Source organism: Bradyrhizobium sp. B039, assembly GCF_038965675.1.
GTDB classification, from domain to species: domain Bacteria; phylum Pseudomonadota; class Alphaproteobacteria; order Rhizobiales; family Xanthobacteraceae; genus Bradyrhizobium; species Bradyrhizobium diazoefficiens.
Window position 1 is genome coordinate 2443156 of sequence record NZ_CP152416.1, and the last position, 21837, is coordinate 2464992.

The following is a 21837-nucleotide window of genomic DNA, read 5'->3' on the forward strand; positions in this document are numbered from 1 at the left end:
TCTGGAGACCGTGTAAATGACGATGAATGCCACCATCGAGACCGCGCCCGAACCGGATGCGGTGTCGCAGCGCCTGACCTTCGTGCTTGCCGCGGCCTGTGGCATGGTCGCCGCCAACATCTACTATGCCCAGCCGCTGATCGCCCCGATCAGCGCCGCGCTGGGCCTGTCGCACGCCGCCGCCGGGCTGATCGTCACCATGACGCAGATCGGCTACGGCACCGGGCTGCTCTTCATCGTGCCGCTCGGCGATCTCGTCGAGAACCGTACGTTGATTTGCTCCGTCATCACGCTCGGCGCCGTGGCGCTGCTCGCAGCCGCGTTCGCGACGCACGCCCTGCCGTTCCTGATCGCCGCGCTGTTCATCGGGCTCGGCTCGGTCGCGGTGCAGATCATCATTCCTTATGCGGCGCATCTGGCGCCGGAGGCCATCCGCGGCCGCGTCGTCGGCAACGTCTCGACCGGCCTGATGCTCGGCATCATGCTGGCGCGCCCGGTGTCGAGCTTCGTCACGGCGGCCTCGTCATGGCATGCGGTGTTCTTCGCCTCCGCGGCGCTGATGATCGTGCTCGCAGCCGTGCTCTGGATGGTGCTGCCGACGCGCAAGCCGGTGGCGCGCATGCATTACGGCACGCTGCTGCTGTCGATGCCGCATCTGGTGCGCACCATGCCGCTGCTCCGGCGGCGCGCACTCTACCAGGCGAGCCTGTTCGGTTGCTTCACCCTGTTCTGGACGGTCGCGCCACTCCAGCTCGCCTCCGAGTTCGGCTTCTCCCAGCGCGGCATCGCGCTGTTCGCGCTGGCCGGTGTCGCCGGCGTGTTCGCCGCGCCAATCGCGGGGAGGCTCGCCGATCGCGGCCATAGCCGCATCGCGACGCTGATTGCGATGTTGCTGGCGGCCGCGGGCTTCCTGGTGACCTATATCGGCGCGGCCGGCTCGATGCTGAACCTCGCCTGCCTGGTCGTGGCCGCGATCGCCATCGATATCGGCGTCCAGGGCAACGTGGTGCTCGGCTTCCGCGCCATCTTCGCGCTCGGGCACGAGCATCGCAGCCGCCTCAACGGCCTCTACATGGCGACGTTCTTCGCGGCCGGCGCGGCCGGCTCCGCGGTCGGCGCCTGGGCCTTCGCGCAAGGCGGCTGGGCGCTCGCATCGGGAATCGGCCTCGCTCTGCCCGTCGCGGGCCTGCTCTATGCGGCCACGGAGTAGCGGCGGGATGGTGCGATGCGGCGTTTACCAAACGCCCGGGCATGCGTTTTCCGCCTCGCGATTTCCCTGCCGCTGTAGTACTTTGGTCGCAAGCGGGCCCGGTTAACGGGCGGCAGGGGGAGGCTGATGAGGCGTGCGGGGCTGTTTGGCGTACCGTGGGTACGGCCATGGTCGTGGCAGGCGTTTCTGCTGGGATTGGTCGTCGTCGGACTATCGGCGGTGTTTCAGGGCATCTGCGTCGCGCTCGGCGCAAAACTCTATTTCGCGGCGTTCCTGCCTGGCCTGTTCGTGCTCGGACTTGTCGCGGGCGCGCCGGCGGCGGCGTTCGCCGCGTTGCTCACCATTCCGCTGGTGTGGTGGGCGTTCATGCCGCCCTTCTTCGAGTTCAATGCGCTGACCAGCGCAAACACCGATTCCATCAACCTGTTCTGCCTCCTCGCCGTGCTCCTGATCGGCCTTGCCGATCTCTGCCGGGAGACGATGACGATCGTCAACCGCGGCGGGCTGAAGCGTTCGGGCGAGAGCGCGGCAACGAATTCGCAATAAATCGGCGATGCGCTCGCGCCCACGTTGCGCGCGCGCAACAGTCCGGCAACCATTCGCCAGCTTGCCGCGCGCCGCTAACTTTTCGAAAAAGATTTGGCCGCAATTTCTCCCCCGGGAATGACGAGGGAGTTTTCGGACATGAACGGCCAGATCAACGGGAACGCCATCTTGGAGAACGTGCGCCGCTATCGCGGCATCGCATCGCTCTATCGCCAGACTGCTGCATTCCGCCCGGGCCAGAGCTGGTCGCAGCTGGAGCAGGCGAGGGATTGGGAAGCGCGGGCGCTGTCGGAGCTGGAAGCCTATTTCGCCACGCACATGGATCACGCCGCTCCGCGCGCGGCCTGATCGTTAACCATCGCCGCAAGCAGACCGGCGACGAACATCGGCGATCGCTGGCTTCATTCGGCAGCGGAACCCGTGGCGACTACGGGGTTACCCCGGCGCCCGCACATGATAGCCAGTCGCCCGGATCTCCTTCACGTCGGCCGGGGGCGAGCGATGACCACCTTCAACCGTATCTTCACGACAGAGCGCCTGCTTCAGATCATCGTCATCCTCGCGGCGACGATCGCAATGAAGCTGATGGGCTGAGCATCGGCGAGCTAGCGCTCGCCGAACTCGGGCACGTCGGGCAGATAGTTCGACCCTTCCGAGCCCAGAAAGTCGAACATCGCCTGTGCCGGCGGCAGCAGCACCTTGTCGCTGCGGCGGATCACGTACCATTGCCGCACGATCGGCAGGCCGGCGACGTCGAGCACGATCAAGCGGCCCTCGGCAAGCTCGTGCGCCACGGTGTGGGCCGAGATGAAGGCGATGCCGAGCCCGGCGATCACCGCCTGCTTGATGGTCTCGTTGCTGCTCATCTCCATGCCGATGACCGGCTCGAGATCCGACTTCTGGAACATGCCCTCCATGAGCGTGCGCGTGCCCGAACCCGGCTCGCGGGTCAGGAAGGTCTCGTGCACGAGGTCGGTCAGGCTGAGGCCGGAATCCTTCTCCAGCCAGTGCCCCTTGCGAGCGACGATGATGTGCGGATTGCGTCCGAGCTGACGGACGTCGACGCTGACGTCGGCCGGTGGCCGACCCATCACCGCGAAATCGAGGTCGTAGCCGTGCATGGCCTCGCGGATCTCCTCGCGATTGCCGATGGTGAGCCTGATCTCGATCTTCGGGTACCGCTTGGTGAAAGCCGCGATCGCATGCGGGACGAAATACTTCGCGGTCGAGACCGCGCCGAGATGCACGGTGCCGCCGGTTCGCCCCGCGAGCAGGTCGAGCGCGCCCTGGCAGTCCATGATCGCGGCCTCGACGCGCTCGGCGAGCGCCAGAACCTCCTTGCCGGCTTCCGTCAGCAGCATGCCGTCGCCGGTCCGCTGCACCAAAGGCAGGCCGGCGAGGTCCTGAAGCTGGCGCAACTGCTGGGTCACAGCCGGCTGCGTCAGGCCGAGATGGCCGGAGGCCGCCGTCACGCTGCCCTTGGCCGAAAGCGCCGCGAGCGAGCGAAGCTGCCGGATCGTCAGATGCCGGAGCTGGGCCGCCGCATGGCTGGGGCCATTATAAGAAAATTCTTTGGCGCTCATTATGAATAGAAATTTTCCTTATTAAGCCTCCCCTGTCAATCTCCTCATGCCGGGACCGACCGCATCGACCTCCACCGGGGAGGGAAATGGATGCGGCGCCGGCCAGGGGATGGACGCAGATGACCGGGCAACTCAGGCTGGACGACCACCTTCAACGGTACTCGGAGACCGCACTCCACGCGCTGGCGGTGGCGACCGCGGTCGATGCCATCGCGGCGGCGGCGATCGAGATCGCCGACCTCATCGGCGCCGGCGATCTTGCGGACGCCTCGGGCCTGACCACGGGCCGCAACAGCGACGGCGACGTCCAGCGCGATCTCGACGTGCAGGCGGACGCGATCCTGCGCCGCTGTCTCGGCAAGCTGCCGATCGCAGCGCTGGCGTCGGAGGAGATGCGCGAGCCGCAGATCGGCGACCGCGCGGCCAGGATCTGCGTCGCGATCGATCCGCTCGACGGCTCCTCCAACATCGACATCAACATGACCGTGGGCACGATCTTCTCGATCCTGCCCGCGCCCGACGATCTCGCGCTCGCCTTCCATCAGCGCGGCTCGGCGCAGCTCGCGGCGGGCTTCGTCACCTACGGTCCGCAGACCTCGCTGGTGCTGACGCTCGGCGACGGCGTCGACATCTTCACGCTCGACCGCAAGGCCGGCTGCTTTCGCCTCGCGCGCAGCGCCATCCAGATCTCCGAGGCGGGCGAGGAGTTCGCGATCAACGCGTCGAATCGCCGGCATTGGGATCCTCCGGTGCGTGCCTTCATCGACGAATGCCTCGCCGGCGTCGAAGGCCCCGCCAATCACGATTTCAACATGCGCTGGGTCGGTTCGCTGGTCGCGGAGGCCTATCGCATCCTCACCCGCGGCGGCGTGTTCCTCTATCCCTCGGACGCGCGGCCCGGCTATGGCGACGGCCGCCTGCGCCTCACCTACGAGGCGCATCCGATGGCCTACATCATCGAGCAGGCCGGCGGCTCGGCCACGACCGGGCGCGAGCGCATCCTCGACCTGTCAGCGCAAAGCCTGCACCAGCGCGTGCCGCTGATTATGGGCTCGAGCAACGAGGTGCGGCGAGTCGAGGAGCTGCATTGCGATCCGCTGCTGGTTGCCAGCATCTCAGCGCCGCTGTTCGCGCGGCGCGGCTTCTTCCGGCTGTAAGCGAGGCGTCCCATGTCCAGGAAGCATCCGATCATCTCCATCACCGGCTCCTCCGGCGCGGGCACCACCTCGGTCAAGAAGACCTTCGAGCAGATATTCTTCCGCGAGAAGGTCAATGCCGTCTACATCGAGGGCGACGCCTTCCATCGCTACGACCGCGCCGAGATGCGCACGCAGATGGCGAAGGAGGCCGAGCGCGGCAACAGGCATTTCAGCCATTTCAGCCCCGAGACCAATCTGTTCGAGGAGCTGGAGCGTGCCTTCCGCGACTACGGCGAGACCGGCACGGCGGTGACGCGACACTATGTGCACGATGCCGAGGAATCTGCGCTGCACGGCACGCCTCCCGGCACCTTCACGGAATGGGAGCGGCTGCCGGAGAATTCGGACCTGCTGTTCTACGAAGGCCTGCACGGCGCCGTCGTCACCGACAAGGTCAACGTCGCGCGTTATGCCGACCTCAAGATCGGCGTCGTGCCGGTCATCAATCTCGAATGGATCCAGAAGCTGCACCGCGATCGCAGCGCGCGGGGCTATTCGACCGAGGCCGTCACCGACACCATCCTGCGGCGGATGCCGGATTACATCCACTACATCTGTCCGCAATTCACCGAGACCGACATCAATTTCCAGCGCGTGCCGACCGTGGACACCTCCAATCCGTTCGTCGCGCGCTGGATTCCGACGCCGGACGAATCGATGGTCGTGATCCGCTTCAAGAACCCGCGCGGCATCGACTTTCCCTATCTGCTCTCGATGCTGCCGCACAGCTGGATGTCGCGCGCGAATTCGATCGTGTGTCCCGGCGCCAAGCTTGATCTCGCGATGCAGCTGATCCTGACGCCGCTGATCATGCAGCTGATCGAGCGCAAGCGAAACCTGAAGTGAACAAGGGGAGAATTCGATGAACATCTCCGTCCATGCCGAAGCCGACGTTACGGCTGTCGCGCATAACGATCTCGCCAACGCCGTCCGCTTCCTCGCGATCGATGCCATCGAGACATCGCAGTCCGGCCATCCCGGCCTGCCAATGGGCATGGCCGATGTCGCGACCGTGTTGTTCTCGCGTTTCCTGAAGTTCGACTCGGCGCACCCGAGCTGGCCGGACCGCGATCGCTTCGTGCTGTCGGCGGGCCACGGCTCGATGCTGCTTTATGCGCTGCTCCATCTCACCGGCGGCGCTGTCAGCCTCGATGACATCAAAGCGTTCCGGCAATGGGGTTCGAAGACGCCGGGCCATCCCGAGTATGGCCACACGCCGGGCGTCGAGACCACGACGGGGCCGCTGGGGCAGGGCATTGCCACTGCCGTCGGCATGGCGCTCGCCGAGCGCATGGCCAATGCGCGGTATGGCGATGGGCTCGTTGACCACTTCACCTATGTCATCGCAGGTGACGGCTGCCTGATGGAAGGCATCAGCCAGGAGGCGATCTCGCTTGCCGGCCATCTCCAGCTTGGCCGCCTGATCGTGCTGTTCGACGACAACGGCATCTCCATCGACGGGCCGACGTCGCTTGCGACATCGGACGACCAGCTCGCGCGCTTCGCCGCCTCCGGCTGGTCGGTGCGCCGCGTCGATGGGCACGATCCCGAAGCCGTTGCGCAGGCGATCGCCGAAGAGCGCGAGACCGCAAAACCGTCGCTGATCGCCTGCCGCACCGTCATCGGTTATGGCGCCCCGGACCGGCAGGGCACCGAGAAGGCCCATGGCGCGCCGCTCGGCACCGAGCAGACGGCGGCGGCGCGCCGAACGCTCGGCTGGGATTATCAGCCGTTCGTGGTGCCGATCCCGATCCTCAAGGCGTGGCGCATGATCGGACAGCGCGGGCAGGTCGAACGTCTCGCCTGGCTCGATCGTTACGAGAGTGCGACGCCCGAGCAGCGCGATTTGTTCGTCGAAGGCAAAGTCGTCGCTCTGCCGGCCGCCTATGCGCTGGCCGCGGCGAAGTTACGCGAACGCTTTGCGAGCGAGCGGCCGAAGCTCGCGACGCGGCAGGCCTCGCAACAGGTGCTCGACGGCATCGCCGGGACAATTCCGGGCCTCGTCGGCGGCTCGGCGGACCTGACCCATTCGAACCTGACCCATGCCAAGCCGCAGACTCCGGTCACGCGCGGCGCCTTCGCCGGCGACTATATCCACTATGGCATCCGCGAGCACGGCATGGCGGCCGCGATGAACGGCCTCGCGCTGCACGGCGGCTTCATTCCCTATGGCGGCACGTTCCTGGCGTTCTCCGACTATAGCCGGCCGGCGATCCGCCTTGCCGCCTTGATGCGGCTGCGCGTCATCCACGTGATGACGCACGACTCCATCGGTCTCGGAGAGGACGGCCCGACGCACCAGCCGGTCGAGCATCTCGCCGCGCTGCGCGTGATCCCGAACCTCCTGGTGTTCCGCCCGGCCGACGCGGTGGAGACGCTCGAGGCCTGGGACTGCGCCCTAGCGGCGGAGCATCGTCCCTCCGTGCTCTGCCTGTCGCGGCAAGCCTTGCCGACGTTCCGCAGCGATGCGCGCGGCAGAAACCGAGTCGCGCGCGGTGCCTATCTCGTGGTCTCGCCGGACGGCGGCCGCGATGTGACGCTGATGGCGACCGGCTCGGAAGTCTCGATCGCGCTGGAAGCCGCCCGCCTGCTCGCGACCGAGCACATTCGCGCGGCCGTCGTCTCGGCGCCCTGCCTCGCGCTGTTCGAGGAGCAGCCGGAGGATTATCGCGCCACCGTGCTCGGCACCGCGCCGCGCGTCGGGATCGAGGCGGCCGTGCTCGGCGACTGGCCGCGCTGGATCGGCGCCGACGGTGAATTCGTCGGCATGCGCGGCTTCGGCGCTTCGGCGCCGGCGCCGGTGCTGTATCGCGAATTCGGCATCACCCCGCAAAGCATTGCGGAAGCGGCCCGCCGGGCGATCGCCCGCAAGAGCCAATAAGGAGGACGACCCTTGGCCCGTATCACCCTTCGCCAACTGCTCGATCACGCCGCCAGCCACGGCTACGCGGTGCCGGCGTTCAACATCAACAACATGGAGCAGGGCATCGCGATCATGCAGGCGGCCGCCGAGGTCGATGCGCCCGTGATCATCCAGGCCTCGCGCGGCGCGCGCAGCTATGCCGGCGATCTCATGCTTTCGCACATGATCGACGCGCTGGAGCGGACCTACCCGGACATCCCGCTCTGCATGCACCAGGACCACGGCAATGACGAGGCGACCTGCGCGTCCGCCATCGCGCACGGCTTCACCTCGGTGATGATGGACGGTTCGCTGAAAGCCGACGCCAAGACCGCGGCCGACTACGACTACAATGTCGCGATCACCCGCCGCGTCGTCGATCTGGCCCATTGGGTCGGCGCCTCGGTCGAAGGCGAGCTCGGCGTGCTCGGCTCGCTCGAGCATGGCGGCGGCGAGCAGGAGGATGGTCACGGCGTCGAGGGCAAGGTCAGCCACGACCAGTTGCTGACCGATCCCGACCAGGCCGTCGATTTCGTCCGCGCCACCAAAGTGGACGCGCTCGCCATCGCGATGGGTACCTCGCACGGCGCCTACAAGTTCAGCCGCAAGCCCGATGGCGATATCCTGGCGATGCGGGTGGTCGAGGAGATTCACCGCCGGCTGCCGAACACGCATCTCGTCATGCACGGCTCGTCCTCGGTGCCGCAGCCGCTCCAGGACATGTTCAACCAGTTCGGCGGCGAGATGCCGCAGACCTGGGGCGTGCCGGTCGAGGAGATCGTGCGCGGCATCAAGAGCGGTGTGCGCAAGGTCAATATCGACACCGACTGCCGCCTGGCGATGACTGCCGTGTTCCGCAAGGTCGCGGCGCAAAGTCGCAATGAGTTCGATCCGCGAAAATTCCTCAAACCCGCGATGGACGCGATGCGCGACCTCTGTCGCGAGCGCTTCGAGCAGTTCGGCACCGCGGGCCACGCCGGCAGGATCAAGGTCGTTCCCTTGAGCGAGATGGCGCGGCGTTATCGCGCCGGCGAGCTCGATCCGCGCGTCGATGCCCGAGAGTCAGTCGCCGCCTAGTCATTCAGAGAGAGAAGAACAGGAGAGAGTCATGAACGCACATACCGGCACGGTTCGCGGCAAGGAGCGTTATCGCTCGGGCGTCATGGAATACAAGCGCATGGGCTATTGGGAGCCCGACTACACGCCAAAGGACACCGACGTCATCGCGCTGTTCCGCGTCACGCCGCAGGAGGGCGTCGATCCGATCGAGGCGTCCGCTGCGGTTGCCGGCGAGTCCTCGACCGCGACCTGGACGGTGGTGTGGACGGATCGCCTGACGGCCGCGGAGAAATATCGCGCGAAATGCTATCGCGTCGATCCGGTGCCGGGCACGCCGGGCTCGTATTTCGCCTACATCGCCTACGACCTCGACCTGTTCGAGCCGGGCTCGATCGCCAACCTCTCGGCCTCGATCATCGGCAACGTGTTCGGCTTCAAGCCGTTGAAGGCGCTGCGGCTCGAGGACATGCGTTTCCCCGTCGCCTATGTGAAGACGTTCCAGGGGCCGGCGACCGGCATCGTGGTCGAGCGCGAGCGACTCGACAAGTTCGGCCGGCCGCTGCTCGGCGCAACCGTGAAGCCGAAGCTCGGGCTTTCGGGGCGCAACTATGGCCGCGTGGTCTACGAGGCGCTGAAGGGCGGGCTCGACTTCACCAAGGACGACGAGAACATCAACTCGCAGCCCTTCATGCATTGGCGCGATCGCTTCCTCTATTGCATGGAGGCGGTGAATCGTGCGCAGGCCGCTTCCGGCGAGGTGAAAGGCACCTACCTGAACATCACCGCAGGGACGATGGAGGACATGTACGAGCGCGCAGAGTTCGCCAAGGAGCTCGGCTCCTGCATCGTCATGATCGACCTCGTGATCGGCTACACCGCGATCCAGTCGATGGCCAAGTGGGCCCGGCGCAACGACATGATCCTGCATCTGCATCGCGCCGGCCACTCGACCTATACGCGGCAGAAGAGCCATGGCGTGTCGTTCCGTGTCATCGCCAAATGGATGCGGCTCGCCGGCGTCGATCACATCCATGCCGGCACGGTGGTCGGCAAGCTCGAAGGCGATCCCAACACCACGCGTGGCTACTACGATGTCTGCCGCGAGGATTTCAACCCGACCAAGCTCGAGCACGGCCTGTTCTTCGACCAGTCCTGGGCGAGCCTGAACAAGATGATGCCGGTGGCCTCCGGCGGCATCCATGCCGGCCAGATGCACCAGCTGCTCGATCTGTTGGGCGAAGACGTCGTGCTGCAATTCGGCGGTGGCACGATCGGCCATCCCATGGGGATTGCGGCCGGCGCGATCGCCAACCGCGTGGCGCTGGAAGCGATGATCCTCGCCCGCAACGAGGGGCGCGACTACGTCCACGAAGGCCCGGAGATCCTGGCCAGGGCAGCCCAGACCTGCACGCCGCTCAAGTCCGCGCTCGAGGTCTGGAAGGACGTGACCTTCAACTACCAGTCCACCGACACGCCGGACTTCGTGCCGACGGCGCTGGAAACCGTTTGAGGAGATGAGAAATGAAACTGACCCAGGGCTGCTTCTCGTTCCTGCCCGATCTGACCGACGACCAGATCTATAAGCAGGTGCAGTATTGCCTCGCCAAGGGCTGGGCGGTGAACATCGAGTTCACTGACGATCCGCATCCCCGCAACACCTATTGGGAGATGTGGGGCCTGCCGATGTTCGACCTCCAGGACGCCGCCGGCGTGATGATGGAGCTCGCGGAGTGCCGCAGGGTGTATGGCGACCGCTACATCCGCATCAGCGGCTTCGATTCCAGCCCTGGCTGGGAGTCGGTGCGAATCTCCTTCCTCGTCAACCGGCCGCCGCAGGAAGCCGAATTCGAGCTGGTGCGCCAGGAAGTGGGGGGACGCGCGATCCGCTACACCACCGTGCGAAAGGCGCCCGCACACTTGTCCTGATCATCCGTTTCCGCGCGGAGCTCTCCCTGCTCCGTTTCCTTGGCGGACCACTGCTTCGCCGCCTCCCCGCGGCGAAGCTCTTTTCTTCGAGGTGCCGATGCTTGACGTGCCCCATGCGACGGCCGCCGAAGGCGGCGAGACCAATTTCGATCTCCGCAAGGAAGCCGAAGCGGCCGGGATCACGGATACGCTGCAGCAGCTCGAGCAGGAGCTGGTCGGCCTCCGGCCGGTCAAGAACCGTGTGCGCCAGATCGCTTCGCTTCTGCTGATCGAGCGCATCCGGCAGCGTGCGGGCCTCGCCTCCGCACCGCCGACGCTGCACATGTCGTTCACCGGCAATCCCGGCACCGGCAAGACCACCGTGGCGCTGCGCATGGCGAAGATCCTGCACGGACTCGGTTTCGTGCGGCGCGGTCAGGTGATCTCGGTGACGCGAGACGACCTCGTCGGCCAGTATATCGGGCACACCGCGCCGAAGACGAAGGAGATCTTGAAGAAGGCGATGGGCGGCGTGCTGTTCATCGACGAAGCCTATTATCTGCACCGGCCGGACAATGAGCGCGACTACGGCCAGGAGGCGATCGAGATCCTGCTTCAGGTGATGGAGAACCAGCGCGAGGATCTCGTCGTGATCCTCGCCGGCTATGGCGAGCGGATGACCAGCTTCTTCGCCTCCAATCCCGGCTTCCGTTCGCGCATCGCCCACCACGTCGAGTTTCCGGACTATGCGGAAGCCGAGCTGCTCGTCATTGCCGAGCTGATGCTGAAGGAGCGCGGCTATCGCTTCTCGGCGGCCGCGCGCGAGGCCTTTGAGAAATACATCGCGCTGCGGCGGACCCAGCCGTTCTTCTCCAACGCCCGCTCGATCCGCAATGCCGTCGATCGCATGCGGTTGCGGCAGGCCGATCGCCTGGTGTCCGATCTCGACCGGGTGCTCGACATTTCCGACCTCGAAACCATCGACCCCGTGGACGTGCTGGCGAGCCGCGTCTTCAGCGGCGGGGCCGACGTGCGGAGTGCAAAGCCATGACCAGCGAGATTCTTATCGCCCCCTCGATCCTGGCTGCAGACTTCGCCCGTCTCGGCGAGGAGATCGCGGCCATCGACGCGGCCGGCGCCGACTGGATCCATTGCGATGTCATGGACGGACATTTCGTCCCGAACATCAGCTTCGGCGCCGACGTCATCAAGGCGATCCGGCCGGTGACGAAGAAGGTCTTCGACGTGCATCTCATGATCGCGCCGGTCGATCCTTATCTCGAGGCGTTCGCGAAGGCCGGGGCCGATGTCATCACCGTTCATGCCGAAGCGGGCCCGCATCTCGACCGCACACTGCAGGCGGTCCGTGCGCTCGGGAAAAAGGCCGGCGTCAGCCTGTGCCCGGCGACATCGGAAAGCGCGATCGAATACGTGCTCGACCGTATCGATCTGGTGTTGGTGATGACGGTCAATCCGGGCTTTGGCGGCCAGTCCTTCCTCGAGTCTCAGCTTGAAAAGATCAAGCGCATTCGAACCATGATCGGCGACCGGCCGATCCGGCTCGAGGTCGATGGCGGCATCACGCGCGAGAACGCAGCTGCTGTAGCCGCCGCGGGTGCCGATACGCTCGTAGCGGGTTCCGCGGTGTTCCGCGGCAAGAGCAGCGCCGACTACGCCGGCAACATCGCGGCCATTCGCGTCGCCGCCGAGGCCGGCTGGGTTCCAAAGCTGCAGGATATTTCGGTGCAGCCGATGCGCGCCGGCGAAAGCGCGCGCCTCCGGTAGACTACGGGAGCCGTGCACTCCGGGTGCCGGTTGTGCCAACGCGTGCCACTTTCCTCCGGGGTTCCACGGAACTGCCGCATAAGGCGATCGGATTCCTTCAGGCCGGGGTAACCACCGCGTCCGAGGCGAACGTTCGATTAACGCCCGCGCAATGCTAGGTGTCTCAATCTGCGGTTCAGGAACGCGAGAGAGCGCGGGGATGCGGATCGAAGACATTTGCGGGCATGAGGCCCGCACGCGGCGTGGGGCGATGGCATGAGCATGCATCGCTTGTTCGCCGAGCAGCTTCGCTGTGCCACCGGAGCGACCGGACAGGTCGATGTCGTCAAGCTGGGCGAGCTCGTCAGTGCGGCCTATGAGGCGAACGAACGCGACCGCCAGCGGGTCATCGACGCAAGTGCGCACACGCACGATGAGGACGAGCAAGATCTACTGCGGACCCGGGAGTTCCTCGACACCATCGTCGAAAACATCCCGATTGCCGTGTTTGCGAAATGCGCGAAGGATTCCCGCTACATTCTGCTCAACCGTGCCGGCGAGGACTATTACGGCCTGCCGCGTGAGCAGATGCTGGGGAGGACGCCCGAAGAGATTTTCCCGGCCGACGTCGCCCGCGTCGTCAGCGAACAGGATCGCCGGGTCGTGGACACCGGCGAGCCGATGTTCCTGGAGGGGCATCTGCTCGAAGTTGGTGTCAACGGTCACGATCGCGTCGTCAATTCACGCAAGCTGCTGATCAGGGATGGGAACGGTACGCCTCAATACGTGGTCGGTGTGATCGAGGACGTCACCGAGCAGCTCGCGAGCCAGGCACGCATCAGTCATCTTGCCCATCATGATGCCTTGACCGACCTGCCGAACCGCAGCGCCTTCAACGCGGAGCTGGACGAACGGCTGGAGCTGGCGCAGGAGGCGTTGACCAGTTTTGCGGTGCTCAGCCTCGATCTCGATCGCTTCAAGGAGGTCAACGACGTGTTCGGCCATCCCGTCGGCGACATGCTGATGCGGGCGGCGGCGGATCGCCTTGCCGCGGAAGCCGACGGCGCTTTCGTCGCCCGCATCGGCGGCGACGAGTTCATGATCCTGATGCCGGACAACGCCCGCCGCGAGGATATGCTGACGCTCGCCGAGCGCCTGGTCGAGGTCATAGGCAAGGAGCTCGAGATCGACGACTATCTCTCCCAGGTCGGCGTCAGCGTCGGCATCGCCGTTTATCCCGATGACGGCGTGGATGCCGCGACGCTGCTCGCCAACGCCGATTCCGCGCTCTATCGCGCCAAGCGCGAGGGCAGGGCCAGGGTCCGCTTCTTCGAATCCGAGACGGACCAGGAACTGCGCGATCGCAGGCTGTTGCAGCACGATCTGCGTCAGGCGCTGGAGCAGAACCAGTTCCTCGTCCACTTCCAGCCGCAGGCGCGGATGGATGGCGAGGTCATCGGCTTCGAGGCGCTGCTGCGCTGGAATCACCCGACGCGGGGCTTCGTGCCGCCGGACCGGTTCATTCCGCTCGCCGAGGAGAACGGGCTGATCGTCCAGATTGGCGAATGGGTTCTGCGCGAGGCTTGCCGCGAGGCGGCATCCTGGCCGCGGCCGCTGCAGGTCGCGGTCAATTTGTCACCGGTCCAGGTCCAGGCCGGCGACCTCGAGCGCTCGATCCACCAGATCCTGCTGGAGACGGGGCTTGCGCCGACGCGGCTCGAGGTCGAGATCACCGAGGGCGTGCTGATCGGCGATTTTGCCCGCGCGCTCAACCTGCTGCGGCGGTTGAAGGCTCTCGGCATCCGCATTGCGATGGACGATTTCGGCACCGGCTACTCCTCGCTGTCCTATCTCCAGTCGTTTCCGTTCGACAAGATCAAGATCGATCGCAGCTTCATCTCCAACCTCGAGGCGACGCCGCAATCGGCCGAGATCGTCCGCGCGGTCCTGAGCCTCGCGCACGCGCTGAATATTCCGGTCATCGCTGAAGGGGTGGAGACGGAGGCGCAGCGCGCCTTCCTGACGCGCGAGGCCTGCGAGGAGATGCAGGGCTATCTCGTCGGCCGTCCCGACCTGATCGAACGCTATCTCGACCTGGTCGGCGTGACCGTGGAACGCCGCCTCTACGCCTAGCCATCGCCGCCAGAAACGAAATGAGCCGCCGGTTCCATGCCCGCGCGGCTCCAAAGTCGCAGGCTGCGTTGATAGCGTAGCCTTGGTGTACCGCCGTTACCTTGTTTGCGGCCATACGCAAAAATTTATACGCGCGATAGGGACGTCCGGCTGTGCTTTGCCTCACACATGCCGTAACTTTGTGGCTGGGTCGGCATTGAGCCGTGCCAAGAACAATCGCCAAACAATTGTAAAGTTTGCGCCAAAGCAAAGCGGCCGCGTTGCAGCACAGGTTAACATTCCCGAGACCGACCGGCATTGCGCAGAAAATGTTTCGCACAAGTGCAATGCCCCTGACGCAAACCGGAGAAATAAGCCGGGTGTGACCGAGAGGGAGATTCTCATGGAGAACGTACGTCGCTACCGGGCGCTTGCGTCCCTCTGTCGCCAGCAGGCGGCCTATCGGCCGCTCCAGAACTGGGAACTCCTCGGCCAGGCCGAACATTTCGAATACCTCGCCGAGCTCGCGCTGAAGGCGCATTTCGATGCGTGCAATGTGCAACGCGACGAGGACGCCACCGCAACCGCTGGATGGGAGACCCCCGCTGCGGCTTGAGAGCGTCGGGCCGGCTTCGGTCAGTGCGACATCAGCGTCGGCACCGTCATGGCTTCCAGCATGGCGCGGGTGACGCCGCCGAGAACGCGCTCCTGCAATCGCGAATGGCCGTAGCCGCCCATCACCAGGAGATCGAGGCTCTCGTCGGCCGCCAGCGACAGGATGGTCGGCTGAATCTCGGAGCGGGTCGCTGACAGGCCGACCGTGCGGGTCGAGAGCCCGCGCCGGCCGAGATGTCTTGCCAGATTGCCTGCCGACACTTCGCCGGGCACCGTGTCGGCTTCGTTGATCGTGATGATCACGATCTCTTCGGCGCGGGCCAGGAACGGTGCGGCGTCGCGCATCGCGCGGGCGGCGAGCCGGCTGCCGTCCCAGCAGATGCCGATCCGGTTCGCCTTGAAGGCGCCACGGAAGGTGTAAGGCAGGAACAGCACGGGGCCGCCCGCGTGGAACAGAATCTCGCGCGGCAGGTCGTTGTCGAACGAGCCTTGCTCCGGATTCGGCTGAAGTACGATGCTGAGATCGTGCAGTCGCGCCATCTCGCCGAGCGAGCCGGCCGCGTCCGCCGGAATCGCGCCGATCGGGCGGCACGTGTAGGAAATGCCGGCGTTCGCCGCTTCGCTTCCGAACACCGCGAGCGCGGCCTCGGCCCGCTCAACTGCCCGCTCGCGTTCCAGTTCGAACACGGCCGCCACGGCGGCCCCGCCCTCCATGACATAAGCCGCGCTGGTTGCGACATAGCCGACCGCGACCGCGTCGAGATGGGCGTTGAAATGCGCCGCGAGCGAGATCGAGCCGTCGATCACGGGACGCATCGGGCGCTCGGTCGGGACGTGGACGAGAATATCTTTGTACATGGCGCGCCTCCGATGGACATCATTCGGTGGCCGCAGTCTTTCACCGCGCGAAGGGGCGGCGTTGAGCTGCATCAAATGTGCAGCCCCGATTTTTGACCCGGCCGCTGACCGCACCACCTTTGCCAAGATTTAATCGCGCGGACGGGACGCCGTAAGGTCGCGGCGGCCATGTTGCGTGCAAGGCGACACCTGACCCAACATGGACATTTCGACATGAATGACCGCGTCAATTCCGACATCACCACGTCCCGCAGGATCTTGAAGCCGCGCCGGCTCGCGCTGCTCGGCACCGTGGCCGCGCTTGGCGTGGCTGTGCTGGCGGCATCTCCCGGCTCTTCGCCGCTCGGCGTGACCTCCTTCATCGCGCCGGCCCAGGCCGCGGAAAGCGCTGCGACTCCGCCGGGCTTCGGCGACCTCGTCGCCAGGGTCAAACCTGCCGTCATCTCGGTGCGGGTCAGGATCGACCAGGACAACGACAAGAGCGCGATGCTGCAACAGAACCGGATGGATTCCGACGAGGACGCGCCGTTCGACCAGTTCTCGCGGCAGTTCGGCTTCCGCCTTCCGGGTGGCATGAACGGCATGCCGCGCCAGCGTCACCAGATGGTCACGGGCGAAGGCTCCGGCTTCTTCATCTCAGCCGACGGCTATGCCGTGACCAATAACCACGTCGTCGACCACGCCGAGTCCGTGCAGGTCACCATGGACGACGGGACGAGCTACACCGCGAAGGTGGTCGGCACCGATCCGAAGACCGATCTCGCGCTGATCAAGGTCGATGGCAAGAAGGACTTTCCCTTCGTCAAGTTCTCCGACCAGAAGCCGCGGATCGGCGACTGGGTGGTCGCGGTCGGCAATCCCTTCGGCCTCGGCGGCACCGTGACCGCCGGCATCGTCTCGGCGAGCGGCCGCGACATCGGCAACGGCCCCTATGACGACTTCATCCAGATCGACGCGCCCATCAACAAGGGCAATTCCGGCGGCCCGGCCTTCGACATGAGCGGCAACGTGATAGGCGTGAACACTGCGATCTTCTCGCCGTCGGGCGGTTCGGTCGGCATCGGCTTCGACATTCCGGCCACGACCGCAAAGCTCGTCGTCGCGCAGTTGAAGGACAAGGGTGCGGTCACCCGCGGCTGGCTCGGCGTGCAGGTGCAGCCGGTGACATCAGAGATCGCCGACAGCCTCGGCCTGAAGGAGGCGCGCGGCGCGATCGTCGACAATCCGCAGGACAATAGCCCGGCGGCAAAGGCCGGCATCGAGGCGGGCGACGTCATCACCGCCGTCAACGGCACCGCGATCAAGGACTCCCGCGATCTCGCCCGCACCGTCGCCACGCTGGCGCCGGGCACGTCCGTGAAGCTCGACGTCTTCCACAAGGGCGCGAGCAAGACGGTGACCCTCGCGCTCGGCGAGCTGCCGAACGAGCGGCAGGCTCAAGGCAAGGCCGACGAGGGCAAGGCGCAGCCGGGCAACGGCACGCCGCGCCTCGGGCTCAGCCTGGCGCCGGCCGGCGACGTGCAGGGCGCCGGCCAGAAGGGCGTCGTCGTCACCGAGGTCGATCCGCAAGGGCCGGCGGCGCAGCGCGGCATCCAGACCGGCGACGTCATCCTCAATGTCGGCGGCAAGCCCGTCGCCAATGTCGGCGACGTCCGCGCCGAGCTGGCGCAGGCGAAATCGTCCGGCAAGAACAGCGTGCTGTTGCAGATCAGAAGCGCGGACGCGACCCGGTTCGTCGCGGTGCCGCTCGCGTAAGTCGAGCTCCACCAGCGCAAATCCAAAAGGGCGGCCTTCGGGCCGCCTTTTCTCGTTTGCATCCGGGATACCAACAGCCCGCCGATAACATTCTCGTTAACGGCAGCATTGGTGACGGGTTCGTCCGAAAAAGCCGCGTTCGCTCGTCAGAGTTCGAAATCGCGTGTCGCCTTGGCGGCAATGAAGACGCCAAGGCGAGCTGCTAGAGTGGAACTTCGGACGTCCGGCCGTTTTGTGGAACCGGCCGGCGGTTCGTATTTGATCGGTGCCGACATGGATCGATTGAAGCTCTCGCTGAGATGTGCGCTGCTCGTGGCGCCGCTCGTACTGTCGGCTGGAAGCGCCCTGGGGCGTGATGACGGCCGCTACGCCGATTCGCCGCTCAAGCCCTGGTTCGACAGTCTGCGCAGCCATCTCGGCCCGTGCTGCTCGGATGCCGACGGATTTGCCGTCTCCGATCCCGATTGGGAATCGCATGACGGGCACTATCGCGTCCGCCTCGATGGGCAGTGGGTCGATGTGCCCGATGAAGCCGTCATCACCGAGCCGAACCGCGCCGGTCGCACCATGGTGTGGCCGGTGAAGACCGCGTTTGGCATCTCGATCCGCTGCTTCATGCCGGGCAGCATGATCTAGCGCCGATTGCCACTACCGCTTGGCGGATTTGCGCTTGGACGTTTTCTTGGCTGCTCTCTTGGCCGTCTTCTTGGCAGTTTTCTTCGAGGCCTTTTTCGGGACCTTCTTGCCTTTCTTGCGCGCCTTCGACAGGCCGATTGCGATCGCCTGCTTGCGGCTCTTCACGCGTCCGCCGCGACCACCGCGGCCGCTCTTGGCCGTGCCCTTCTTGTAGCGCCGCATTTCGCTTTCGACATCGCTCCCGGCGCTGCGCGAGTAACGGCGCTTCTTTGCCTTGCGTGCCATTCAGATTCTCCCTTGGCCGGGAGAAAACCATTCGACACAGGCATGGTTCCGAAGGCGCGCCCGCAACGTCCGGATGCGCGACGCAGCCTGGCTAGAAGGAATTCGCCAGTTCGATCTCCGCCTCGAGCACCTGGATGCGGCGCGCAGCTTCAGTGAAGGACAGACCCCGATCATATTGCGTGGGCTGATAGGCCTCCTCGCTGAGCCGCTTCAACCTCAGGCCTTGTGCCCGCGTCATCTGCTCCGCGAGGAAAACCCTGGCGTCGTATTTACCTTGAACCTGCATCTGGCCTCTCCGTTCTGAAATCGTGACTTGACTATATGTTCTTATTTTGTTCTAACAAGCCATGGACAACAGAATTAATGAAATTCGACGTAAGATCAGTGCCTTGAGGCTGGAAATGGCTGATGTCGAGGCGTCCGTGCGCGAGCTCGTCGACCGCGATCGCGACTGCACAGAAAAGGCCCTGGCGCAGATGGATCTGCGCCGGAAAATCAATCTGCTGATCGGCGAATGGAAGGCGGCTGGTGGTGGTGATGTCCTGCCGGATGTTCGCGATCGTGTACGTCTTCGTTCCCTCAAGAAAGCCGCTGATCCCGTGCGCGCAATCGTGCGTCGCTGAGACATTTGGGAGCGTGCCGTGGAGGAAGACCCGGACACGTACCGGATCTTGAGACTGCGCGCCGAGATCCTGGAGCTGGGGTCCGCGATCCGGCAATTGCAACATGAGGGTCTCGACGACGCTGCGGCCCAGCTTCTGATCGCGCGCAAGCGGGCGCGGCTCGACCATCTCGTGAAGACAAACTCCGCAGGCGGCCCGAACATCGCCGACATCCGGCGCAGCTAAAGGCGTGCGCCGACGATGTGGCGTGAGAAGGATTGTATCGAACAGCAAAGCAAGAAGGCCCCGCGATCACGGGGCCTTCGATGAACGGCGGCGAGTCTACTTGGTGTTGCCAGTACCCTTGTTCGTCATGGTGCCGCCCTGATCGGAGCCGGGACCGGAGCCGCCCTGACCGGAAGGATCGGCGCCCTTGGATTTCGTGTTGGCGCCCGTCGTCTGCGAGGACGACGTCGAGGATTCATGTTTCGCCTTGTGCGACTTCGCCTGTGCGGCGAACGGGGCGGCGGCGATGCCGGTTGCCAACATCACGGCGAGGGCGAGCTTGGTCGTCTTCATGCGCAGGAACTCCCTGAGTTAAAATGACGCAGGCAGCCAACTGCCATTCGCCGCAGGAGTTCCCGGCAAAGCAGCCTCGCGGGTTTCACGCGCGCTTCAAAATTCCTTGTCCTCGGCGATGATGAACACGATGCCCGTGAGCATCGCGCCGATCGCGAACGTCGTCACCAGCGTGACGACGAAAACGGCCGCGGCCGAATCTCCGCCATGGTTCAGCAAATTTGCCACCGCCGGGTTGGACAGAATGAGCACGAGACCGAAGGCGAGGCCAATCGCCGCGCCCATCATCGCGTGCGTCAAGAGCGTGATGATGCCGGAAGGAGAGATCAGCCTTGGCGACTTTTTCGGCGACTTTTTCGCGCCCATGGAACCGCCCTCGATCTTGCATGCAACGCAGCCGGCGATTGCGGGTTCCATCGGCATGAACGATTTGTCACGTCGGGCTTCATCCGACGTTCATGCCCACCTTGCGACCATGGAGCCCGTCAACACGGGAACATTCGATATGGGTAAGGTTGTCTTTCTCTATCGCTCGCTGGCCTATCGAAACGCGGCCGCCGACATGCTGCGCAAGGCGCGCAAGCTGCCTCGCGGTGCCGAGCGAAGCGCGGCCCGCCGCTATGCGATGGCGTTACGCGATCTCGCGCAAACGGAAGCCTGGCTCGAAGGGCGCATCGCCCATGAACCTCGGCCGGTGCGGCGCATGAAGGTCGCCGCGTCGGGTTAACCCGACGCGCGCTGAAGCGCGAGGGAGGTGGTGCCCTCGAACTTGCCGTGCGCGGCGCCGGTTGGGGTCTTCCGGGTCAACGGCACTTCCAGGCGGCACAACAGGCCCTCGGCGCGCCAATCGAATTGCGCCTTTCCGCCGAGCTGGGACTCGACGCTCGCAAGCAGGCTCCGCGTGCCGAAGCCGCGAGATTTCGGCGTCCTCACCAGCGGACCGCCGGATTCCTCCCAGATCAGTGTGAGGTGATCCTCCTCGACCTGCCAGCCGATCATGAGCCGGCCCGACCGCGTCGAGAGCGCGCCATACTTGGCCGAGTTGGTGAAAAGCTCGTGCAGCGCGAGCGCCAGCGTCTGGGCGGTTGCCGGCAGCAACTGAACCTCGGGCCCCGCCAGCTTGATCTGGCCGCCGAGCGAGTAGGGCGCGAGTTCCTCGTCGATCAGCTTCGAGAGTTCGGCGCCCTGCCAGCTCGACAGCGACAGGATCGTATGCACGCGCGCCAGCGCGTTGATGCGTCCCTCGACGGCGTTGACGTAGGCCTTGACCTCGTCGGCACGGGTGAGACGCACGATCGATTGCGCCAGCGCCAGCGCATTCTTGGCGCGATGATCGACTTCCCGCGCCAGCAGATTCTGCCGCTCCTCGGCCCGCTTGCGCTCGGTGATGTCCACGGTGACACCGCTCACGCGCACCACGCGGCCGCTATTGTCGGCGGTGGCGGCAGCCGTGCCGACACACCAGCGCACATCGCCGTCGGGCCGCACAATGCGGAATTCCGTCTCATAGGCGCGTGTGCCCTTGCTGAATTCGGCGATCGCCTTGCGCAATTGGTCGACGTCATCGGGATGCAACAGTGCCTGAACGTTGGCCGGATTGACCTCGAAGCTCTCCGGGCTCACGCCAAAGATGCGATACTGCCCCTCGTCCCACATCCAGTCGCCGCTGACCCAGTCCCAGTCCCATGATCCCATCTTGCCGGCGGCGATCGCCATGCTGCGACGCTCTTCGCTCTCGCGCAGCTTCGCCGTGGAGTTCTCCAATTCCGCGGTGCGTGCACGGACACGGTCTTCGAGATCGTGGTTCAGCCGTTCGAGCTCGCGGGTCTTCCGGTACAGCTCGGCAAACACCTTGACTTTGGCGCGCAGCACTTCCGGCACGACCGGCACCGGAACATAGTCGACCGCACCCATCTCATAGCCGCGCAACCGGTCGATGTCGCTCACCTGAATGGCCGAGATGAAGATCATCGCCGTCTTCTGGAAGCGCGGATGCTCCCGGATCATCGCCGCAAGCTCGAAGCCGTCGAGCTCGGGCATGCAGACGTCGACCAGGATCACCGCGATCTCGGTCTTGAGCAGAACCTCCAGCGCCTCGCGGCCGGACGAGGCGATCACGAGGTTCTCGCCGAGTTCCTTCAAGATCACCTCATAGGCGAGCAGCTTGGCCGGCTGGTCGTCGACGAGGAGGATGTTGACCTTTTCGTGGTCCATTCGCGCATCCAGC

25 protein-coding genes are annotated in these 21837 nt (G+C 65.2%); 18 read left to right on the forward strand and 7 right to left on the reverse strand.

What is annotated here, in order from left to right; genetic code table 11:
* The first annotated feature begins 16 nt into the window (after positions 1–16).
* The 3 genes from AAFG50_RS11585 to AAFG50_RS11595 all read left to right on the forward strand — a co-directional run bounded on the left by AAFG50_RS11585 (position 17) and on the right by AAFG50_RS11595 (position 2104).
* Positions 17–1210 carry an MFS transporter gene (locus AAFG50_RS11585; protein ID WP_011085364.1) on the forward strand — a complete coding sequence of 398 codons (1194 nt, stop codon included), beginning with the start codon at positions 17–19 and terminating at the stop codon, positions 1208–1210.
* Between the two features lie 126 nt (positions 1211–1336).
* Positions 1337–1756 carry a hypothetical protein gene (locus AAFG50_RS11590; RefSeq protein WP_011085365.1) on the forward strand — a complete coding sequence of 140 codons (420 nt, stop codon included), beginning with the start codon at positions 1337–1339 and terminating at the stop codon, positions 1754–1756.
* Positions 1757–1894: 138 nt separating this feature from the next.
* A complete protein-coding gene (locus tag AAFG50_RS11595) occupies positions 1895–2104 on the forward strand; it encodes a hypothetical protein (RefSeq protein ID WP_028175390.1) in 210 nt (69 codons plus the stop codon).
* Between the two features lie 257 nt (positions 2105–2361).
* On the opposite strand, the gene AAFG50_RS11600 is transcribed toward AAFG50_RS11595, so the two are convergent.
* A complete protein-coding gene (locus AAFG50_RS11600; protein ID WP_011085366.1) occupies positions 2362–3339 on the reverse strand; it encodes a LysR family transcriptional regulator in 978 nt (325 codons plus the stop codon).
* A gap of 119 nt (positions 3340–3458) precedes the next feature.
* Between AAFG50_RS11600 and AAFG50_RS11605 the strand changes: the two genes are divergently transcribed.
* From AAFG50_RS11605 to AAFG50_RS11650, 10 genes are all read left to right on the forward strand, one after another.
* On the forward strand, positions 3459–4496 hold the full coding sequence (locus AAFG50_RS11605; RefSeq protein ID WP_028175389.1) for a class 1 fructose-bisphosphatase: 1038 nt from the start codon (positions 3459–3461) through the stop codon (positions 4494–4496).
* Positions 4497–4508: 12 nt separating this feature from the next.
* Positions 4509–5384 (forward strand): phosphoribulokinase, encoded by an 876-nt coding sequence (locus AAFG50_RS11610; protein ID WP_011085368.1) that lies wholly within the window; start codon positions 4509–4511, stop codon positions 5382–5384.
* Between the two features lie 16 nt (positions 5385–5400).
* Complete coding sequence (gene tkt / locus AAFG50_RS11615) at positions 5401–7419, forward strand: transketolase (RefSeq protein WP_028175388.1); 2019 nt, start codon at positions 5401–5403, stop codon at positions 7417–7419.
* A 12-nt stretch (positions 7420–7431) separates the two neighbouring features.
* On the forward strand, positions 7432–8517 hold the full coding sequence (gene fba, locus AAFG50_RS11620; protein ID WP_028175387.1) for a class II fructose-bisphosphate aldolase: 1086 nt from the start codon (positions 7432–7434) through the stop codon (positions 8515–8517).
* A 31-nt stretch (positions 8518–8548) separates the two neighbouring features.
* Positions 8549–10009, forward strand: coding sequence for a form I ribulose bisphosphate carboxylase large subunit (locus AAFG50_RS11625; RefSeq protein WP_028175386.1), 1461 nt, complete (start codon positions 8549–8551; stop codon positions 10007–10009).
* Positions 10010–10020: 11 nt separating this feature from the next.
* A complete protein-coding gene (locus AAFG50_RS11630; protein ID WP_028175385.1) occupies positions 10021–10425 on the forward strand; it encodes a ribulose bisphosphate carboxylase small subunit in 405 nt (134 codons plus the stop codon).
* A 97-nt stretch (positions 10426–10522) separates the two neighbouring features.
* Positions 10523–11455: a CbbX protein gene (gene cbbX / locus AAFG50_RS11635; protein WP_028175384.1), complete on the forward strand. Its 933-nt coding sequence runs from the start codon at positions 10523–10525 to the stop codon at positions 11453–11455.
* Positions 11452–12189 (forward strand): ribulose-phosphate 3-epimerase, encoded by a 738-nt coding sequence (gene rpe, locus AAFG50_RS11640; protein ID WP_028175383.1) that lies wholly within the window; start codon positions 11452–11454, stop codon positions 12187–12189. Before cbbX ends, rpe begins: the two co-directional genes overlap by 4 nt.
* Before the next feature lie 255 nt (positions 12190–12444).
* Positions 12445–14301 carry an EAL domain-containing protein gene (locus AAFG50_RS11645; RefSeq protein ID WP_028175382.1) on the forward strand — a complete coding sequence of 619 codons (1857 nt, stop codon included), beginning with the start codon at positions 12445–12447 and terminating at the stop codon, positions 14299–14301.
* Positions 14302–14683: 382 nt separating this feature from the next.
* Positions 14684–14896 carry a hypothetical protein gene (locus AAFG50_RS11650; RefSeq protein ID WP_028175381.1) on the forward strand — a complete coding sequence of 71 codons (213 nt, stop codon included), beginning with the start codon at positions 14684–14686 and terminating at the stop codon, positions 14894–14896.
* Positions 14897–14916: 20 nt separating this feature from the next.
* Here the strand turns inward: AAFG50_RS11650 and AAFG50_RS11655 are convergent, their stop codons facing one another.
* Positions 14917–15753, reverse strand: a complete 837-nt coding sequence (locus tag AAFG50_RS11655) for a universal stress protein (protein ID WP_028175380.1) — start codon at positions 15751–15753, stop codon at positions 14917–14919.
* 213 nt (positions 15754–15966) lie between these two features.
* Between AAFG50_RS11655 and AAFG50_RS11660 the strand changes: the two genes are divergently transcribed.
* Together AAFG50_RS11660 and AAFG50_RS11665 are read left to right on the forward strand one after the other, a co-directional pair.
* On the forward strand, positions 15967–17508 hold the full coding sequence (locus AAFG50_RS11660) for a Do family serine endopeptidase (RefSeq protein ID WP_028175379.1): 1542 nt from the start codon (positions 15967–15969) through the stop codon (positions 17506–17508).
* Between the two features lie 273 nt (positions 17509–17781).
* Positions 17782–18144 (forward strand): hypothetical protein, encoded by a 363-nt coding sequence (locus AAFG50_RS11665; protein WP_028175378.1) that lies wholly within the window; start codon positions 17782–17784, stop codon positions 18142–18144.
* Between the two features lie 12 nt (positions 18145–18156).
* On the opposite strand, the gene AAFG50_RS11670 is transcribed toward AAFG50_RS11665, so the two are convergent.
* Positions 18157–18429 carry a DUF6496 domain-containing protein gene (locus AAFG50_RS11670; protein WP_028175377.1) on the reverse strand — a complete coding sequence of 91 codons (273 nt, stop codon included), beginning with the start codon at positions 18427–18429 and terminating at the stop codon, positions 18157–18159.
* Between the two features lie 91 nt (positions 18430–18520).
* Complete coding sequence (locus AAFG50_RS11675) at positions 18521–18715, reverse strand: DUF3072 domain-containing protein (protein ID WP_028175376.1); 195 nt, start codon at positions 18713–18715, stop codon at positions 18521–18523.
* A 115-nt stretch (positions 18716–18830) separates the two neighbouring features.
* Here AAFG50_RS11675 and AAFG50_RS11680 point away from each other — a divergent pair, with 115 nt between their 5' ends.
* Both AAFG50_RS11680 and AAFG50_RS11685 read left to right on the forward strand, forming a co-directional pair.
* Complete coding sequence (locus tag AAFG50_RS11680; RefSeq protein WP_028175375.1) at positions 18831–19052, forward strand: hypothetical protein; 222 nt, start codon at positions 18831–18833, stop codon at positions 19050–19052.
* An 18-nt stretch (positions 19053–19070) separates the two neighbouring features.
* Positions 19071–19277, forward strand: coding sequence for a hypothetical protein (locus tag AAFG50_RS11685; protein ID WP_028175374.1), 207 nt, complete (start codon positions 19071–19073; stop codon positions 19275–19277).
* Positions 19278–19373: 96 nt separating this feature from the next.
* Here the strand turns inward: AAFG50_RS11685 and AAFG50_RS11690 are convergent, their stop codons facing one another.
* Both AAFG50_RS11690 and AAFG50_RS11695 read right to left on the reverse strand, forming a co-directional pair.
* Positions 19374–19610: a hypothetical protein gene (locus tag AAFG50_RS11690; RefSeq protein ID WP_028175373.1), complete on the reverse strand. Its 237-nt coding sequence runs from the start codon at positions 19608–19610 to the stop codon at positions 19374–19376.
* A 96-nt stretch (positions 19611–19706) separates the two neighbouring features.
* On the reverse strand, positions 19707–19976 hold the full coding sequence (locus AAFG50_RS11695; RefSeq protein ID WP_028175372.1) for a hypothetical protein: 270 nt from the start codon (positions 19974–19976) through the stop codon (positions 19707–19709).
* Here AAFG50_RS11695 and AAFG50_RS11700 point away from each other — a divergent pair.
* A complete protein-coding gene (locus AAFG50_RS11700; RefSeq protein ID WP_231166658.1) occupies positions 19918–20337 on the forward strand; it encodes a hypothetical protein in 420 nt (139 codons plus the stop codon). The two genes, AAFG50_RS11695 and AAFG50_RS11700, sit on opposite strands and share 59 nt — an antisense overlap.
* On the opposite strand, the gene AAFG50_RS11705 is transcribed toward AAFG50_RS11700, so the two are convergent.
* The gene (locus tag AAFG50_RS11705; RefSeq protein ID WP_011085384.1) at positions 20334–21824 is read right to left on the reverse strand and encodes an HWE histidine kinase domain-containing protein; all 1491 of its coding nucleotides are present in this window, start codon (positions 21822–21824) and stop codon (positions 20334–20336) included. The genes AAFG50_RS11700 and AAFG50_RS11705 overlap by 4 nt on opposite strands.
* Between the last annotated feature and the right edge of the window lie 13 nt (positions 21825–21837).